Origin of the sequence: Flavobacterium sp. LS1R10 (assembly GCF_003968825.1) — a bacterium.
GTDB lineage: Bacteria > Bacteroidota > Bacteroidia > Flavobacteriales > Flavobacteriaceae > Flavobacterium.
Genome location: NZ_RYDH01000004.1, coordinates 146,063 through 164,077, shown reverse-complemented (window position 1 = coordinate 164,077; position 18,015 = coordinate 146,063). Strand labels below are relative to the sequence as shown.

Below are 18,015 nucleotides of genomic sequence, written 5' to 3'. Positions count from 1 at the left end.
GGGGAAACAAAAAAGAAACTGACTAAATTTTATTTTTCGCACGCTCTGGGCCAGGGGGAAACAAAAAATAAATTTCGGGAAGTTTTGTTAAAACGAATTAAAAATAAAATCTAAAAATGAAAAAAATACTAATCACCGGTGGGGCCGGTTTTATTGGGTCCCATGTCGTACGGCTTTTTGTAAAGAAGTATCCGCAATATCAAATTGTTAATTTGGATGCACTCACGTATGCTGGGAATCTCGAAAATATTGTTGATATTGAAAAAGCGCCTAACTATACTTTTATAAAAGGAGATATCGTTGATGCGCCATTCATTGATCAATTGTTTGCGGAGCATCAATTTGATGGTGTTTTGCATTTAGCTGCCGAATCTCATGTGGATCGTTCTATAACCGATCCGTTGTCTTTTGTGAAAACAAATGTTATCGGAACGATGAATTTATTGAATGCGGCTAAGGCTACTTGGCAAGGCAATTACGAAGGAAAACGTTTTTACCACATCAGTACCGATGAGGTTTATGGCAGTTTAGGTGCCGAAGGATTGTTTACGGAGACTACTGCGTATGATCCTAATTCTCCGTACTCGGCTTCAAAAGCCAGTTCGGATCATTTTGTCAGAGCGTATGGAGAAACGTATGGCTTGCCTTATGTGTTGACCAATTGTTCCAATAATTACGGGCCGTTTCATTTTCCTGAAAAATTGATTCCATTATTCATCAATAATATCATTCAAAACAAACCCTTACCCGTTTATGGTGACGGGAAATATACCCGCGATTGGCTTTTTGTAGAAGATCATGCGGTAGCCATTGATTTGGTTTTTCATGAAGGAGTTAACCATGATACGTATAATATTGGTGGATTTAACGAATGGCAAAATATTGATTTGGTTAAATTGCTTTGCAAAATAATGGATGAGAAATTAGGAAGGGCATCCGGAACTTCGGAACAATTAATTTCGTACGTAAAAGACCGTCCCGGACATGATTTGCGTTATGCTATTGATGCCAGTAAGATAAACAGAGAATTGGGATGGAAACCATCGGTTACTTTTGAACAAGGATTGGAAAGGACCGTAAATTGGTATTTGGAAAATCCAACCTGGCTGAATAATATTACTTCGGGGGAGTATGCAAATTATTACGAGAAGCAGTATAATTAGTGATCAGTTGTCCGTTTTTTTAACTGATGTAGATTTAACTATAGAAAAAACTTCCTTTGTAAGGTATTAGTTAAAAAAATAAATTATTTTAGATTAAAAATTATACCTGTGAAATTTAGTGCCTTTGTGGCAAAAAAATAAAAAATATATGAAAGGAATTATATTAGCCGGAGGTTCCGGGACCCGTTTACATCCGTTAACACTGGCCATGAGCAAACAAATGATGCCGGTTTATGACAAACCCATGATTTATTATCCATTGTCTACTTTGATGATGGCGGGAATCAATGAAATATTAATTATTTCAACTCCTCATGATTTGCCTAATTTCAAAAAATTATTAGGCGATGGGTCTTCAATTGGTTGTCAATTTAGTTATGCGGAGCAGGCCATTCCTAATGGATTAGCGCAAGCTTTTGTTATTGGAGAAGAATTTATAGGGAAAGACAGCGTAGCTTTGGTTTTAGGGGATAATATTTTCTTTGGATCCAATATGGATGAATTGTTGCAATCCAATACCAATCCTAAAGGTGGGGTCGTATTTGCGTATCATGTTTCAGACCCGGAACGATACGGTGTAGTCGAATTTGATGCTGATTTTAAAGCGCTTTCTATTGAAGAGAAACCGTTAGAACCCAAATCAAATTATGCGGTACCCGGTTTGTATTTTTATGATAATTCAGTAGTGGAAATTGCCAAGAATATCAAGCCAAGTGCTAGAGGGGAATATGAAATTACTGATGTAAATAAAGTGTACTTGGAAAAAGGGGCTTTGAAAGTAGGAATTTTAAGCAGAGGTACGGCCTGGCTAGATACCGGTACTTTTAATAGCTTAATGCAGGCGGGACAATTTGTTCAGGTTATTGAAGAGCGTCAAGGATTGAAAGTGGGCTGTATTGAAGAAATTGCGTGGAGACAGGGTTTCATTAGTGAGCAACAATTGAAAGATCTAGCCGAGCCTTTGAGAAAATCAGGTTACGGAGAATACCTTTTGGGATTGCTGAAGCATAAGTTGTAAGCATTTCGGGCGCAGTATTTAGACAAATGATGCAGTACGGATAGTTATAGCTACAGTCCAAAAACAAAATTTCCGAATAATTTTGGCAGAGCGAAAATAGATGAAATAAGGAAGTCGAAAGTTTTAAGGTCATAAAGTCAAAAGGAACATTATTGTAAAAAGTAATTTAATATCAATCTGTTGCGTCATTTTGTTTATTTTTAATACACGACAGTATATAATAGTTGTTACTGAGTTTCCTCTTCCCATTCAAAAAATAATCTGTGAAAATTGGTGTAATTTGTGTTAAAAAAGACTCGTTATTTGATTTGCTTCGTCTATTTGAACACAGCTCTTTGGTCTCCTTCCTCTAACATCTATCCAGACAAAACACCTCTATTTTTAATACACGACAGTATATAATAGTTGTNNNACACAGCTCTTTGGTCTCCTTCCTCTAACATCTATCCAGACAAAACACCTCTATTTTTAATACACGACAGTATATAATAGTTGTTACTGAGTTTCCTCTTCCCATTCAAAAAATAATCTGTGAAAATTGGTGTAATCTGTGTTAAAAAAGATTTCTTATGTGATTTACTTAAGCCGTTTGAACACAGTTCTTTGGTCTCCTTCCTCTAACATCTATCCAGACAAAACACCTCTATTTTTATTGATGACACACAAGGAATAGTCTTTTTGTTCGGCTTAAAAAAAATAGTGCGTGTAAGAAAATGTTTTATTTCATATATTTGACGTGAATATCGTTTAAAGCGCATAACCTAAAACCAATCAATTTTGAACCCGGAAACCAACAGAAATGCAACCCGATTTAATTCTAAATTTTTTTCAAGAATAAACCGAAGGCTGAATATGCATAATTTAGGTTATTTGCCCCGATGGATCATCGTATTAATTGATCTTATGGTGCTTACCACCTCCTTTGTGTTTACTTTTCTGATCTTTAAAGGAACAGGAATGGATTATATTATTACCGACCACAGCACAATTTTAATTGCTGGTTTTTTTGCGACTAATTTGTTTTTCTTTTGGCTTTTCAGAACCTATTCCGGGATCATTAGGCACTCTTCTAATATTGATGCGGTCAAGTTGTTATTTTCACAAATGTCCGTACTGATTGTTTTTTTTATTTTTAATTTTCTTTTCCAAATTTTTTTTAAACAAAAAGCATTCTTAAATACAGCCCTTTTTATCAATATTGTACTTTCTTTTTGTGGCCTGTTTTTATACCGAGTGGTCGTGAAGCAAACGTTTGAGTTATATTTTTCAGAAAAGAACGACAGTAAATTGATACGAACCATAATTTATGGAACCGATGCCAATGCGATTTCGGTAGCGAATGCGCTGAAATTTGAAACACCATCCCGCTTTAAAATAGTCGGGTTTGTAGATAAGAACAATCAAAACGCATCTAAGCGCATGCTGGATTTGCCTATTTTAATCCAAAAGAAAAAGTTGCCTACACTAATGCGTTCTATAGGTGCCGAAAGTGTCATTATAGCGGATAAAAGTTTGTCTAAAGAAGAACAGATTGTGATCGTAGACCAGTGTCTGGAGTATAATTATAAGGTATTTACCGTTCCGCTGATCTCCGATTGGGAAAATCAAAAGGAAATTTCCCAAAAAGTAAAAACCATACAAATTGAAGATTTGTTGGAGCGAAAACCAATAGTGCTGGACAATAAAGCCATATCGAAACAATTAAAGGATAAGGTAGTTTTGATTACTGGTGCAGCAGGTTCTATAGGAAGCGAAATCGTCCGACAAATATTGGTGTTTAATCCTAAGAAAATTATTATTCTGGATCAGGCGGAGACCCCATTGCATCATTTAAAACTGGAAACCGAAAACATCAGTACCACAGTAAAAATATGCACGGTAATTGGAGATGTCAGAAACAGACAGGCTATGGATGAAATCTTTAAAGCCTACCGTCCGCAGGTTGTTTATCATGCTGCAGCTTATAAACATGTGCCGCTGATGGAAGAAAATCCCTGTCAGGCTATATTCACCAATATTGAAGGAACTAAAATTCTGGCTGATTTGTCTTGTTTGTACAAAGTCAAAAAGTTTGTGATGGTCTCTACCGATAAAGCGGTAAACCCAAGTAATGTCATGGGAGCCAGCAAACGGATCGCCGAAAAATACGTGCAGTCCTTGCAACTCAGGGATCAGATTGAGAACGGGGAGGAAGCTACAAAGTTCATTACGACGCGTTTTGGTAATGTTTTGGGATCCAATGGATCTGTAGTGCCTTTGTTTACAAAACAAATTGCCGAAGGAGGGCCGCTGACCATCACCCACAAGGACATCATCCGTTATTTTATGACCATACCAGAGGCGTGTCAACTAGTGCTGGAAGCGGGTGCGATGGGGAACGGAGGGGAGATTTATATTTTTGACATGGGGAAACCGGTTAAAATTATTGATTTGGCTCGAAAGATGATTAAGTTAGCGGGATTTATTCCGGATAAAGACATTAAAATACAAATTGTAGGGTTGCGTCCCGGGGAAAAATTATACGAGGAATTGCTCAATGACACGTCTAAGTCGATACCCACACACCATGCTAAAATTATGATTGCACAGGAAATTCAAGAAGAGTTTGAAGCATTACATGCAGATATTGATGAATTAATTTGTATTGCCAGCAGGTTCGGAAATAAGGCTATTGTGACGCAAATGAAAAAGATTGTGCCTGAATTTAAAAGTATGAATTCAGCGTATGAAATATTAGATAAACACGAGGAAGTTGCTGCGGTTCCTTATTTAACAGAACAATAATTATTGTGAACTTCTCAATACGCTTCGCACTCGGAGCGACGTGTTTCGAGAACCGTTTTTAATTCCAAATTTATTACTTCCCATACGATCGCCCAAAATCAAGATCACTCGTACGGATGAAAATTGCATTTAAAACAATCTTCATCCAGCGAGTTTTATATTTGACTTTATGATGTTTAAACTTTGGACTTAATTGGTTCCGAGTAGGGTATGGATTATTTATTTTTCTTTGCTTTAATCAACAGCTCCAGCTGATCCCAAAGTGCTTCCGGTATCGCTTCTAACAGATTGAATTGTCCGGCGCCTTTCAGCCATTCACCACCATCAATCACCACCACTTCACCATTGACATACGCTGAAAAATCAGAGACCAGATAAGCCGCTAAATTAGCCAATTCCTGATGGTCTCCCACGCGTTTTAATGGCACTTTTTTTGCCATATCAAATTTCTCGGCTAAGTCACCGGGTAGTAAACGGTCCCATGCGCCTTTAGTCGGAAAAGGTCCCGGTGCAATTGCATTAGAACGGATTCCGTATTTTGCCCATTCTACAGCAAGACTGCGCGTCATTGCCAGGACACCTGCTTTTGCTGTCGCACTAGGCACCACATAAGCAGAACCGGTCCAGGCATACGTTGTTACGATGTTTAAAATGGTTGCTGATTTTTGTTTGGTGTCAATCCAATGTTTCCCAAAAGCAAGGGTGCAGTTTTTTGTCCCTTTCAAAACAATATCAATCACGGTGTCAAAAGCATTGGCAGAGAGTCTTTCTGTGGGGGAAATGAAATTTCCGGCGGCGTTATTAAGCAGGACATCCACTTTGCCAAAAGTGTTCAAAACCTCTTGCAGCATGTTTTCGACTTCACTATAATGACGTACGTCACATTGAATAGGAAGGCAGGTTCCGCCAGTTAGCGTTTCCAGCTCCGCAGCGGTTTTTTTTAGTTTTTCTAAATCCCTGGAGGTGATGGCGACTTGCGCACCTAATTCCAAGAAATAGTGAGTCATCGCTTTTCCTAAACCACTTCCGCCTCCGGTGACTACAATCACTTTGCCTTTAAGAGCATCGTCCCGTAACATTTTATCTGTATAACTCATGTTTTTTATGTTTTAATGGTAAATATAGCAAAATTAAATAGTATGCATGCATAATAAAATAATAATATATTGAAACGATTTGCCAAAGGACGACTCCATCACACGACGATTCAACAGTTTCTCCCGCGTGTGTGTTGTAATCATTTTTGTTTTTGGAGTGCATGCTTTTTCTATAATCGCCCAATTTGGGGTGTAATGATCGCGTACTATGGGAACTTCATAACAATAAATATACTCGTGCTGCTATTTGGAAGTTTACTCCTAAAAAAAATCATTAATTCTAATCATAAAAATAGGGTTTTATAATTAGAATTAATGATTAGAGGTGTTGTTTTATTAAGTCCAACAATTCAGCGTATTCTGTTGTTTTATTGAATTGTAACTTTGTTAACGGATCTGGTTTACCTTTTTAGTAAAAGGAAAAGAAGTTTAAATTTACATTTTGTGGATGATAAAAATAGTCGGTCGTTTGTGCAAGTCGATGGTTTCTTTTTTCCAGGCCGCAATTTTCTTAGTCTTGATATATTCGGTAGGTAAAGTGATATCCGCAGCAATGCACAAGTGTGTTTCGGGATGCAGTGTTTGTACTAAATCTTTCAATAATTTGTTGTTGCGATACGGCGTTTCTATGAAAATCTGAGATTGATTTTTTTCAAAAGAAACTCTTTCCAAGGTTTTGAAACTGGCTTTTTTTTCGTCTTTTTCAATAGGCAAATAGCCATGAAACGTAAAGCTTTGTCCGTTCATTCCGGAAGCCATCATGGCCAAAAGAATGGAAGAAGGGCCAACCAAAGGAACAACCTGAATGCCTTTTTCATGGGCTAATTTGACAATCACAGCGCCAGGATCAGCCACTCCGGGACAGCCTGCTTCGCTCATTAATCCCATATTTTGCCCTTCCAGCAATGGTTGTATAAAGTCTAAATGTTCTTTGGTTTCAGTGTGTTTGTTTAAAACAAAAAGTTTTAACTCAGATTGTTTCTTCTCAGGACTAACACCTTTGATCGATTTGCGGGCTGTTTTGTCGTTTTCTACAATATAATAATCAAGGAGGTCAATACTTCTTTTTATGGTTTGCGGCAAAACATCCATAGGATCGCAATCGCCCATTGTGGTAGGGATTAGATAGAGTTTTCCTAAAACAGCGTTTGGTTTCATAGGTGTGATTTATGTTCCTTAAAATAGTGTGTTTATAGTATGATCAGTATATTGTTAGGATTCCCAAAATAATTTTATCCGAAAAAACTAGGTGTGTTTGGCGATTAGCTTTTGTGCAAGAACCGTACACGCTTCATCCAGCATGTTGTACACAATTTCAAATCCGTTAGGCAAACCAAAATATGGATCAGGAACATCTACTTTTTCGTTTGGAAATAATTCATTCAAAATCAGTTGTACTTTTTCTATTTGTTCCGGGTGCTCCGCAAGCTGCACTACATCCTCATAATTGGAATTATCCATGACATAGATATAATCAAATGTGTCGAAATCAGCACTGCTGAATTGCCTTCCTTTTTGATTTGAAATGTTGATTTTGTTTATTTTTGCAACAGCAATAGAGCGTTCGTCTGGCGAATGGCCAATGTGCCAGGATCCAGTTCCTGCCGAATCCACTGAGAATTTGTTCTTTGGAAGCTTAGAAGCTAATAGGCCTTCAGCCAATGGGGAACGACAAATGTTTCCCAAACAAACCATTAAAATTTTTATGGACATAAGGTGTCTATAGCGTTAATTTTTTATTGATGTCTTCCACAAATTTTTTGAATTGTTTGTCCGTAGCCACTAAATTATCAACGGTTTTGCAAGCGTGTAATACTGTAGCATGATCGCGATCTCCAATTTGGGAACCAATATTTGCCAAAGAGGCTTTTGTGAATTTCTTTGCAAAAAACATCGCCAGTTGTCGGGCTTGCACCACGTGTCTTTTTCTGGTTTTGGATTGCAGTGTTTCTAAATCCAGCTGGAAATACTCCGAAACAATTTTTTGAATGTAATCAATAGAAATTTCTCGTTTTACATTTTTTACAAATTTTTCAACGACACTTTTAGCCAGTTCCAGCGTTACTTCTTTTTTATTAAAAGACGATTGTGCAATCAATGATATAATGGCTCCTTCTAATTCCCTTACATTCGATTTGATATTACGCGCTACGTATTCGATGATTTCGTCCGGAATTTCAACGCCGTCTCTGTACAATATGTTTTTTAGGATGGAAATTCTGGTTTCATAATCCGGTTGGTGCAATTCAGCACTCAATCCCCATTTGAAACGCGAAAGTAACCGTTGTTCAATATCTTGCATGTCAACAGGCGCCTTGTCCGAAGTTAGGATGACCTGTTTGCCGTTTTGATGTAAATAGTTGAATATGTGAAAAAACACATCCTGAGTTCCTGACTTTCCGGAAAGAAATTGCACGTCATCAATAATTAAAACATCAATTAATTGATAGAAATGGATGAAATCATTTCGGTTATTTTTCTTAACCGAGTCGATGTATTGTTGGGTAAAAATTTCAGCCGAAATGTATAAAACGGTTTTTTCAGGGTATTTGTCTTTTATTTCTACCCCAATGGCATGCGCCAAATGCGTTTTTCCAAGACCAACACCACCAAAAATTAATAACGGATTGAACGAAGTTCCACCCGGTTTATTGGCAACAGCCATACCTGCAGAACGAGCCAATCGATTTGAATCCCCTTCTAAAAAGTTGTCAAAACTATAATTTGCATTCAGCTGTGATTCGATTTTTAAATTTCGGATGCCTGGAATTACAAATGGATTTCTTAATTCGGGGTTTAAGTTTTTAAAAGGAGCATCTACTTCTTGCGGCTTCATAGGAACTCTATTGGCGCTTGGCAACTGTTCCGTAAACGGTTGTTTATTGCCGTAAGTGTTTTCCATTCTGATTTTATAAAGTAACTTAGCATTTTTTCCAAGTTCTTTAGTAAGGGCCACTTTTAACAATTTTACATAGTGCTCCTCGAGCCATTCGTAGAAAAATTTACTAGGTACCTGAATATATAATGCGTTATCGGTAAGTTCAACTGATTTGATTGGTTCGAACCAAGTTTTGTACGCTTGGTCTTGGATGTTGTCTTTTATGAAAGACAAACAGTTTTCCCATACTGATTGAGCAGTTTTGTTCATATATTCTATTAAATTATTTTTAATTGGTAATTTTTATCTTACTAAAAAAAAGAGGTTGTGTGATTATTTATTGGGGTAACAAATATGTGAACAAATTTCTGTAAAAAAAAATATATAGGGCACTAATTTCCCGAATTATTGTTGTAAGGCGCTTTTTTAAATTTAAATTTTTTTAATACATAAGTAATGAAAGATCATCAAATAGAAGTTCGGGTGCGATACTCGGAAACGGATCAAATGGGAGTTGTATACCATGGGAATTACATTCCTTATTTTGAGATAGGAAGGGTGGAATGGCTTAGAAACAAAGGGATCTCCTATAAAAATATGGAGCAAAGCGGAATTGCGCTGCCTATTGTTTCTATGAATATTAATTATAAAAAATCAGCGCGCTATGATGAGTTGTTAACGGTTCATACGATTTTCAAAAGCCAGACTTCGGTGAAGATAGAATTTGATTGTGCTATTTATAATGAATCTGATGAGTTATTAACAACGGCTCAATTTATTTTGGTTTTTGTCTCCTTAAAAACAGGTCGTCCAATGGCTCCTCCAGCGTATATTTTAGAATTGTTAAAAACAATCGAATAAAGTACAAAAGAAGCAATATTGAATGGGAATTAGAGTCGTTTTATACCGATTTCAAACATCGAATTGAAAGTGTCGAATAGTTTTTCGGCATTTTTTTTTCGGGTTTTTAGCTCGATTTTACCTATCGGAAGGGTAGTGATCGCACTTATTTCCATTTCCTGAGATACAATTTCCAATTTTTGTTCCTTGATGACCCGCATTACTTTATTCATATTTTGGTACTCAAAGGCGAGGCTAAAATGACAATCGATTGTTTTCTCTATAATGGCACAGCTTTCCAGAATCAGTTGTGCCGTGGTTTTATAGGCAGTAATCAAGCCGCCAACGCCTAACTTCACGCCGCCAAAAACCCGAACTACGACTAACAGGATATTAGTGACTGAAAACGACTGAATTTGTCCGTAAATAGGCATACCGGCACTATGGCTTGGTTCTCCGTCATCGTTTGCTCTATAGGCCATTGTGCTGGTGCCAATTTGATAGGCATAGCAAAAATGTCCTGCATGAGGATGTTGCTTCCGCAAAATATCGATGAGCGGCTTTACTTCGTCCTCCGATTGAATGGGATAGGCATAGCCAAAAAATTTGCTGTTTTTTTCTTTGAATAGCAGTTCCTCTGAAGAAAATGCAATGGTGTTGTATGTGTCTTTCAATTGAAATTAAAAAAAGGAGTGAAATTTGAAATTTGATATTACTTGAAGCGGTTCTTTCAAATTATTTTTTTGTCCAGTAAATGGATGACATCTTCTGTGCCTACTTGTAAATTCCAAACTTCAAATCCCAATGCGAGTGCGACATCTGTATTTTCTTTTTTATCATCGACAAATAACGTTCGCTTGGGCGCTAATTCATGGTTGCTTATCAAATGATGAAAAGCGTCAGGATTTGGTTTTCTTAAGCCTAGCTCAAATGAAAAATAGACTTTCTCAAAGCATTGGTAAAAATCCCTGTAAAAAGAAATCCCGTTTTTGCGTTCGAACGTTTCTATATGAATAGCATCCGTATTGGATAATAAAAACAAGCGGTATTTTTGCGAAAGCATTTGCAGGAATTCCAATCGATACAACGGGAAATCGAGGAGTATGGCATTCCAAGCGGCTAGAATTTCTTTGGTGGTGGCATTTGGAAGATGTTTTTGAATGCCCAAAAGGAAATTTTCACGGGAAATTTTTCCGGTTTCAAACTGGATGTTCAAATGGTCTAAATCAGCATTCCATTCCTTCAGGCCTAATTTCTGGAACGCAGTAACGGTGGCTTGTTTGTCTAAGTTGATAAAAACATCTCCAAAATCAAAAATGATAGTGTTAATCATGGTTTCTGTGAATTAGAAGTTCGTCTGAACCTATGCATTGTTTTGTGAACTGTTTTTGAACAAGAATAGGCGCCTTGATTCCAGTTTTAAATTGGATATTTCCAACAAATATTCGAGCTTCATCCCAAAGATTAGCATCGATAAAAGTTTGCAGCGTTTGCCTTCCGCCTTCAATGATAACGGATTGAATTTGATGTTTGTACAGGGATTGAACCAAGTGTTCAGCTGTGTTTTTTTCAAAATCGATGCACTCAAAGATAGTATTTTCTTTTTCAACACCCGTTTTAAATCCGGAAAAAAGGATAGTTTTAACGTGATTGTCAAAGATGTGACTGTCTTTTGGGATGCGGTTCTTTTGATCTAAAACCACCCGAATGGGATTGTTTCCATACCAATCGCGCGCATTGAGTTTTGGGTTATCATCAATAACAGTTTGTGTTCCCACCAGTATGGCTTGCTCCTCGGTGCGCCATTTATGAACCAGTTGTCTGGAATAAATAGTGGTGATCCAGACCGGTTTTTTTTCTGATTTTTCTTTTGGCGCAATAAAACCATCTTGACTTTGTGCCCATTTCAAGATAATATACGGCCTTTTCTTTTTGTGAAAGGTAAAAAACCTTTTGTTGAGCTCCTGGCATTCGTCTTCCAGAACGCCTAGGGTTACGTGTACTCCGGCTTCCATGAGCTTTTTGATTCCGTTTCCTGCCACTTTTATATTGGGGTCAACAGTGCCTATAACTACATTTGGAATTTTATTTTTGATAATCAAATCACAACAGGGCGGTGTTTTGCCAAAATGACTGCAGGGCTCTAAACTCACGTAAATAGTTGCTTTATTCAGCAGCGATTTGTCTTTTACGGAATTTATTGCAAGGACTTCTGCGTGCGGTTCTCCTGCTTTTTGATGCCAGCCTTCGCCAATGATGTTGCCGTCACAAACAATTACACTGCCTACTAACGGATTTGGATAGGTGGTTCCCAGACCATTTTTGGCCAGCTCGACGCACCGTTTGATGTATTTTTCATGTATTTTCACTCTACAAAAGTAGTGATTTTTGCGTGTAGCCCCAATCAGGTACCCAAACTTGGGATTGAGGCAGGATTAGTTTTAAAAACTTTAGAGAATAACAACAAACAATTGATACTTTTGTGGCTAAAATTAGTTTCTGAAAAAAAATGGAAAAGTACCGCATTAGAAAAATAAAAAAAGAAGACAATCTCGCAGTTGCAGCATTGATACGAGCAGTTTTTGACGAATTAAAGATTCCAAAAGTAGGAACGGCGTATGAAGATCCGTATTTGGATTTAATGTATGAGGAGTATAATAAGCCAAAATCGGTTTATTATGTGGTGGAAAAGGATGGGAAAATTATAGGTTCTGCCGGGGTTGCCCCACTTGAAAATGAAGCAGAAACCATTTGTGAACTTCAAAAAATGTATTTCCTGCCGGAAACCAGAGGTCTTGGACTTGGAAGTCAGATGATGGCTCAGTGTTTAGAAAGTGCCAAGGATTTTGGTTTTGAAAATTGTTATCTTGAAACCATGCCATTTATGCTTGATGCCCAGAAACTGTATAAGAAAGTAGGTTTTGAATACCTTGAGTCGCCCATGGGAAGCACTGGTCATACCAGTTGTCCGATATGGATGCTCAAAAAATTATAAATCATGAATTTTAAATGAAAAACAGTTCCGTTAAAATTAGAGATTACAGAACCCAATTTATTCAAGAACTGACTCCAATTTATGATGCCGGAGAAGCAGAGAGTTTTTTCTATTTAATAGCAGAAGAAAAGCATCAACTGAAAAGAATAGATCTGGCCTTGCATCCTGATTTGGTTTTTTCGGAAACGGAAAGGGTAGTTTGGAATTCGATTTTGGCACAATTAAAACAGGAAATCCCGATACAATATCTTTTAGGCAAAACGAGTTTTTACGGATTGGATTTTGAAGTCAATGAAAATGTATTGATTCCAAGACCCGAAACCGAAGAACTAGTCGCATGGATTATTAGAAATAATTTAAAGATTGAAAAATTCAAAGATTTAAAGATTCTTGACATAGGCACGGGAAGTGGTTGTATTGCTGTTTCATTGGCAAAACACATTCCGAATGCGCAGGTTTTTGCAATTGATGTGTCTGAAAAAGCGTTGGCTACAGCCCACAATAACGCCCACAATAATGCTGTAAATATTACTTTTATCAATCAGAACATTCTGGAAGTGGTCTCCCTGAGCGCAGTCGAAGGGCTAGATCCACAATTTGATGTTATTGTTTCTAACCCGCCGTATGTTCGCAATTTAGAAAAAGAGGAAATTAAGAAAAATGTATTGGACTATGAACCGCATCTGGCACTTTTTGTAGAAGATAATGACGCATTGATTTTTTATAAAAAAATAGCCAAACTGGCTCAAAAAAATCTGCTGCCAAACGGAAAGTTGTATTTTGAAATTAATCAGTATTTAGGCAAAGAAATGGTCGATTTACTCGAAAAAATGAATTTCAAAAACATCGAATTACGAAAAGATATTTACGGGAATGACCGGATGATTAAAGGAGAAATAAGTAATTAGTATTTATAAGTTGAAAACGGATCAGTTTTTCAAAAGTTTTAGAGACTGACCACTGTAATCTACTCATAACGCAAGGCTTCAATGGGATCCAGGACCGCCGCTTTGATTGCGGGATATAAACCAGAAGCAATCGCTACAATGAAACTGGTAATAAAAGCCGCCATGATAGCGCCCCACGGAATTACAAAGGCAAAGTCCATGGCTGTGGCAATACCAAATCCGATTAAGATTCCAAAAATAATGCCTACTAATCCGCCCATTTGGCCTATCAGTAATGTTTCTATAAAAAACTGAATGGCGATTGTCGTTTTCTTGGCTCCCAAGGCTTTACGGACTCCAATTTCCCGGGTGCGTTCCGTAACGGAGACGATCATGATATTCATCAGGGCTATCGAAGATCCCAGCACGGTGATGATGCCTATAAGCCAGGATGCCAGTCCCAGGTATTTTGTGATTCCTAAAATTCGGTTGATCAAGTCATCGCTGCGCACGACGCCAAAATTACTGTCTTCTACGGGACTCAATTTACGAACCCGGCGCATCGTACTTGTGGCGTTGTCCAGAGCTTGTTCCAGTAATTCTTTTTTGCCCACCATGACACTCACTGTATAATTGATGTTGGGTGCCGTAAACAAGGAGCGCGCTAGTTGAATTGGAATCAAAACCCGTAAATCCTGACTGTTCCCAAACGTGGATCCTTTCTCTTTCAAAACTCCTATGACCTTAAATTTAGCTCCTCGGATGGATATTATTTTATCAATGGGATTTACGTCTTTCAGCAATCCTTTTTCAAAATCAGACCCTACAACACATACATACGCATTGTTGTCAATGTCAAATCCTGTAAAATTGCGACCGGAACTGGTTGCTAATCCGGAATTCGTTATGAAAAATTCGTCAACTCCGAGGATCGCATTTTCGGGATCCGTTTTTGTTGCCTCATATTTTACTTCGGCGGCAGATGTCGCGGTAAAGGAAAGCGACGTTTCTGTAAATGGGTAGTTGTATTTTTTCTTGAAAGCCACAGCCTCCGGATAAGAAATGATGGGATTAATGATTTCTCGCTCGTCCCCGCCACGATTTCGAGTGGTGTTTTCGTACTGTTTAATGTTGAAGGTATTGGCTCCCATGGAGGCAAAATCTGAGGAAATAGTGTTTTCAAGTGCCGAAACAACCGTAAGAATACTGACTAAAGCCGTGATCCCAATAGCGATAATCATCACCGTAAGCACCGTTCGCAACAATTGCGTTCGGATGGAACCAAATGCAATCCGAATATTTTCTTTGAATAATTTTAACATCATATACGTTTGACACGAAATTACAATTTTTGTTACAAATTAAGCTTTCGAAGACAGAATATTTATTTTGAATCAATATATTTGGTGTGAGAAAAATTTAAATTTCCATTTTTAGGAAATATATTTTTTTGAAATTTTTAATTTATAATTATTTGAAATGAATAATATTTTTTTCGCCTTTTTCTGTATTCTTTTTTGTAGCAATATTGGTCACTCCCAGAATTTTAAAATCACTAAAATGATTGCTGATAAAACAACAAAAGTACCTTTAGAAAACGTTAGTATTTATAATGATAAAGATAATTCTACAACAAATCAAGAAGGATTATTTGTATTTATTTCTGGCCGTAATGAAATTAATTTTAATTTGCTGGGCTATAATTCTCTGAAAACTACTTTTGAAAGAATAGAAAGGCACGACACCATTTTTATGGAAGCCAAAGCCTTTGAACTAAAGGAGGTTGTTGTGGCTAATAATGAATCGTTTATCAAAAAAGTATATGATAAAATGGTCGACAATTATAGTGCAAAGTATACTTCAAACTTCTTTTTAAGAAATGTACTCAAAAAAGGCAACAGCATCGTCGTGTTGCAGGATATTCACGCCAAAAGAGGTAAAAATTCATTTCCCAAAAATTTTAGTGAGATCGAAGTTTTAAATATGAGGAAAACTAGTTTTTTTGAAAAAAAGAAGCAGATTGATTTTGCCTTTCCAGATTTTACAGAGTTTTTTGGTGGATTCTATCCAGCGTTGGATCAAAATATTTTTACCGAGGTGGATTATAATGATTTTGATTTTAGAAAATTTTTATTTGAAGCCAAACAAAAAAATGTTTGGGGGCAAATTAGTAAAGGGTATTTTATTATTAATAGAAATGATTACGCAATTGTCGAATTTTTTGTGTCAATCTATGATAATCCTGAAGTAATACCTTTTAAAAAATTTAAGCTTTCAAGTACGCAATATAGGACCACACGATACGAAAAACTCGTCACCTACAATAAAAACAGTACAGTAAATAAATACTATCTCAATTTAGCAAAACTGAATGCACAGGTAGAAGTATTAGCTGATAAAAATAGCGATGGGTCATTTAAATACAACTTAACAATGGATTATTTTACAACCAATTCTGTTACTAATGAAAAAGTAGAATCCAATTTTGCTGTTGACAAAGATGTTTTTAAAGCTAAATTTCCTTATTCGGCAACCTTTTGGAACACTCAAAATCAACTGCCTTTAACGAATGAGCTTAAAGATTTTTTGAAACGAGTTTCTGATAACAAAGACCAAAAGAAGGAATTTGAGATAATTGGAAATTTCTAATTTTTTTTATTTAAAAATCAGGATATTTGCAGAGAGAATTAGGATTTTCAATGTAGCCATTACGATTTTGAAGAAATCGATTTTGTTTTTTGTAATTCGTATTTCGTAATTTGTAATTAATTAAAATGGCATCAAAACCTAGTATTCCAAAAGGAACCAGAGATTTCTCACCAACCGAGGTGGCAAAACGGCACTATATCATCCAAATCATAAAAAACAATTTCGAGAAATTTGGTTTTCAACCCATAGAAACCCCTTCATTTGAAAATTCCGAAACCCTAATGGGAAAATACGGAGAAGAAGGCGACCGTTTGATTTTTAAGATTTTGAATTCCGGAGACTATTTGGCGAAAGCCAATGCCACGCATCTCGAAAATAAAGACAGTACAAAACTGACAGCGAGCATTTCGGAGAAAGCGTTGCGGTATGACTTAACCGTTCCATTTGCCCGGTATGTGGTACAGCACCAAAACGAGATTGAATTCCCGTTCAAAAGATACCAAATCCAACCCGTTTGGAGAGCGGATCGCCCCCAAAAAGGCCGTTTCAGAGAGTTTTTTCAATGTGATGCGGATGTGGTAGGGTCTAAATCATTGTGGCAAGAAGTAGAATTAGTGCAATTATATGACACTGTTTTTTCAGCTTTGGGATTAGAAGGGGTAACCATCAAAATCAATAACCGAAAAATATTATCCGGTATTGCAGACGTGATTGGAGCATCGGATAAACTGATCGATTTCACAGTGGCACTCGATAAACTGGACAAAATTGGCGAAGACGGGGTCAAAAAAGAAATGATGGAGAAAGGAATTTCAGCAGCAGCAATTCTGAAAGTCCAGCCGTTATTCCATTTTACAGGAACCATTTCTGAAAAAATAAGCCAACTTTCAGTCTTGCTTGCTGAGTCAGAGGAAGGAATGAAAGGCGTGGAAGAATTGCGTTTCATTTGTGATAATGTGATGAAATTAGGTTTGAGCAATTCGACTTTAGACCTGGATGTAACTCTGGCTAGGGGATTGAATTATTATACCGGTGCCATTTTTGAAGTGGCGCCGCCAAAAGCTGTTGCAATGGGCTCCATTGGCGGCGGCGGACGATACGATGATTTGACCGGAATTTTTGGATTGAAAAACATGAGTGGTGTGGGGATTTCTTTTGGACTGGACCGCATTTACCTGGTGATTGAAGAATTGAATTTGTTTCCGGAAACCGTAACAGCAACTTCAAAAGCATTGTTTATTAATTATGGTGATGCTGAAGCTTTTTATGGATTGCAAGCCATTCAGAAGCTTAGAGCTGCAGGAATTAAAGTGGAATTGTATCCGGATAATGCTAAAGTGGCCAAGCAGTTTCAGCATGCGGACAAACGAGGAATTCCTTTTGCCGTAATTGCAGGAGAACAGGAAATAGCGTCGGATACGTTTGTGCTCAAAAATTTAATATCGGGGGAACAGCGTACAGTGGATTTTGAGAGTCTAAAACAAGATTTGTTACGGTCTTAAACACATAAAAAAAGCTCCGTTTTAGTACACGAAGCTTTTTTTTACTATTAGGTAATGGTGAATTAATAATTGTTTAGAATAAAATCGTGAGTTTTTACTTTCTAAAAGTGTTCTAAATAAAAAATTTTAACAAAGCTAAAGAAACAATAGCAAGATAATCTTAAAATAATCTTAAAATTTTGAGTACTCAGGTGTTATATTG

Annotated in this window: 16 protein-coding genes; 8 read left to right on the top strand and 8 right to left on the bottom strand. The window is 37.0% G+C overall.

The genetic code is table 11. The features are described from left to right. Nucleotides 1-116: 116 nt before the first annotated feature. From rfbB to EKL96_RS09265, 3 genes are all read left to right on the top strand, one after another. Nucleotides 117-1,163: a dTDP-glucose 4,6-dehydratase gene (gene rfbB, locus EKL96_RS09275; protein WP_126461250.1), complete on the top strand. Its 1,047-nt coding sequence runs from the start codon at nt 117-119 to the stop codon at nt 1,161-1,163. Between the two features lie 148 nt (nt 1,164-1,311). Further along, nucleotides 1,312-2,181 (top strand): glucose-1-phosphate thymidylyltransferase RfbA, encoded by an 870-nt coding sequence (gene rfbA / locus EKL96_RS09270; RefSeq protein ID WP_126461242.1) that lies wholly within the window; start codon nt 1,312-1,314, stop codon nt 2,179-2,181. 852 nt (nt 2,182-3,033) lie between these two features. Continuing rightward, nucleotides 3,034-4,965, top strand: coding sequence for a polysaccharide biosynthesis protein (locus EKL96_RS09265; protein WP_126461241.1), 1,932 nt, complete (start codon nt 3,034-3,036; stop codon nt 4,963-4,965). Nucleotides 4,966-5,180: 215 nt separating this feature from the next. On the opposite strand, the gene EKL96_RS09260 is transcribed toward EKL96_RS09265, so the two are convergent. The 4 genes from EKL96_RS09260 to dnaA all read right to left on the bottom strand — a co-directional run bounded on the left by EKL96_RS09260 (nt 5,181) and on the right by dnaA (nt 9,210). Beyond that, nucleotides 5,181-6,062 (bottom strand): SDR family oxidoreductase, encoded by an 882-nt coding sequence (locus tag EKL96_RS09260; RefSeq protein WP_126461240.1) that lies wholly within the window; start codon nt 6,060-6,062, stop codon nt 5,181-5,183. A gap of 435 nt (nt 6,063-6,497) precedes the next feature. After that, nucleotides 6,498-7,220, bottom strand: coding sequence for an SAM-dependent methyltransferase (locus EKL96_RS09255; protein ID WP_126461237.1), 723 nt, complete (start codon nt 7,218-7,220; stop codon nt 6,498-6,500). An 87-nt stretch (nt 7,221-7,307) separates the two neighbouring features. Continuing rightward, a complete protein-coding gene (locus tag EKL96_RS09250) occupies nt 7,308-7,775 on the bottom strand; it encodes a low molecular weight protein-tyrosine-phosphatase (protein ID WP_126461234.1) in 468 nt (155 codons plus the stop codon). Nucleotides 7,776-7,782: 7 nt separating this feature from the next. Next, on the bottom strand, nt 7,783-9,210 hold the full coding sequence (dnaA, locus tag EKL96_RS09245; protein ID WP_126461231.1) for a chromosomal replication initiator protein DnaA: 1,428 nt from the start codon (nt 9,208-9,210) through the stop codon (nt 7,783-7,785). Between the two features lie 186 nt (nt 9,211-9,396). Here dnaA and EKL96_RS09240 point away from each other — a divergent pair, with 186 nt between their 5' ends. Then, a complete protein-coding gene (locus tag EKL96_RS09240) occupies nt 9,397-9,801 on the top strand; it encodes an acyl-CoA thioesterase (protein ID WP_126461228.1) in 405 nt (134 codons plus the stop codon). Nucleotides 9,802-9,830: 29 nt separating this feature from the next. Here the strand turns inward: EKL96_RS09240 and EKL96_RS09235 are convergent, their stop codons facing one another. From EKL96_RS09235 to ribD, 3 genes are read right to left on the bottom strand one after another with little or no spacing between them, the layout of a single operon-like run. Next, on the bottom strand, nt 9,831-10,454 hold the full coding sequence (locus tag EKL96_RS09235; RefSeq protein ID WP_126461225.1) for an IMPACT family protein: 624 nt from the start codon (nt 10,452-10,454) through the stop codon (nt 9,831-9,833). A gap of 56 nt (nt 10,455-10,510) precedes the next feature. Then, nucleotides 10,511-11,113, bottom strand: coding sequence for an HAD family hydrolase (locus EKL96_RS09230; RefSeq protein WP_126461222.1), 603 nt, complete (start codon nt 11,111-11,113; stop codon nt 10,511-10,513). Continuing rightward, nucleotides 11,106-12,149, bottom strand: coding sequence for a bifunctional diaminohydroxyphosphoribosylaminopyrimidine deaminase/5-amino-6-(5-phosphoribosylamino)uracil reductase RibD (gene ribD / locus EKL96_RS09225; RefSeq protein ID WP_126461219.1), 1,044 nt, complete (start codon nt 12,147-12,149; stop codon nt 11,106-11,108). Before ribD ends, EKL96_RS09230 begins: the two co-directional genes overlap by 8 nt. A gap of 140 nt (nt 12,150-12,289) precedes the next feature. Between ribD and EKL96_RS09220 the strand changes: the two genes are divergently transcribed. Continuing rightward, nucleotides 12,290-12,775, top strand: coding sequence for a GNAT family N-acetyltransferase (locus tag EKL96_RS09220; protein WP_126461216.1), 486 nt, complete (start codon nt 12,290-12,292; stop codon nt 12,773-12,775). Between the two features lie 14 nt (nt 12,776-12,789). Continuing rightward, nucleotides 12,790-13,683, top strand: coding sequence for a peptide chain release factor N(5)-glutamine methyltransferase (prmC, locus tag EKL96_RS09215; protein ID WP_126461213.1), 894 nt, complete (start codon nt 12,790-12,792; stop codon nt 13,681-13,683). A gap of 59 nt (nt 13,684-13,742) precedes the next feature. Here the strand turns inward: prmC and EKL96_RS09210 are convergent, their stop codons facing one another. Further along, nucleotides 13,743-14,987 (bottom strand): ABC transporter permease, encoded by a 1,245-nt coding sequence (locus EKL96_RS09210; protein WP_199739588.1) that lies wholly within the window; start codon nt 14,985-14,987, stop codon nt 13,743-13,745. Nucleotides 14,988-15,141: 154 nt separating this feature from the next. Between EKL96_RS09210 and EKL96_RS09205 the strand changes: the two genes are divergently transcribed. After that, nucleotides 15,142-16,311, top strand: coding sequence for a hypothetical protein (locus EKL96_RS09205; RefSeq protein WP_126461209.1), 1,170 nt, complete (start codon nt 15,142-15,144; stop codon nt 16,309-16,311). A 125-nt stretch (nt 16,312-16,436) separates the two neighbouring features. Beyond that, complete coding sequence (gene hisS, locus EKL96_RS09200) at nt 16,437-17,813, top strand: histidine--tRNA ligase (RefSeq protein ID WP_126461206.1); 1,377 nt, start codon at nt 16,437-16,439, stop codon at nt 17,811-17,813. Nucleotides 17,814-18,015: the final 202 nt, after the last annotated feature.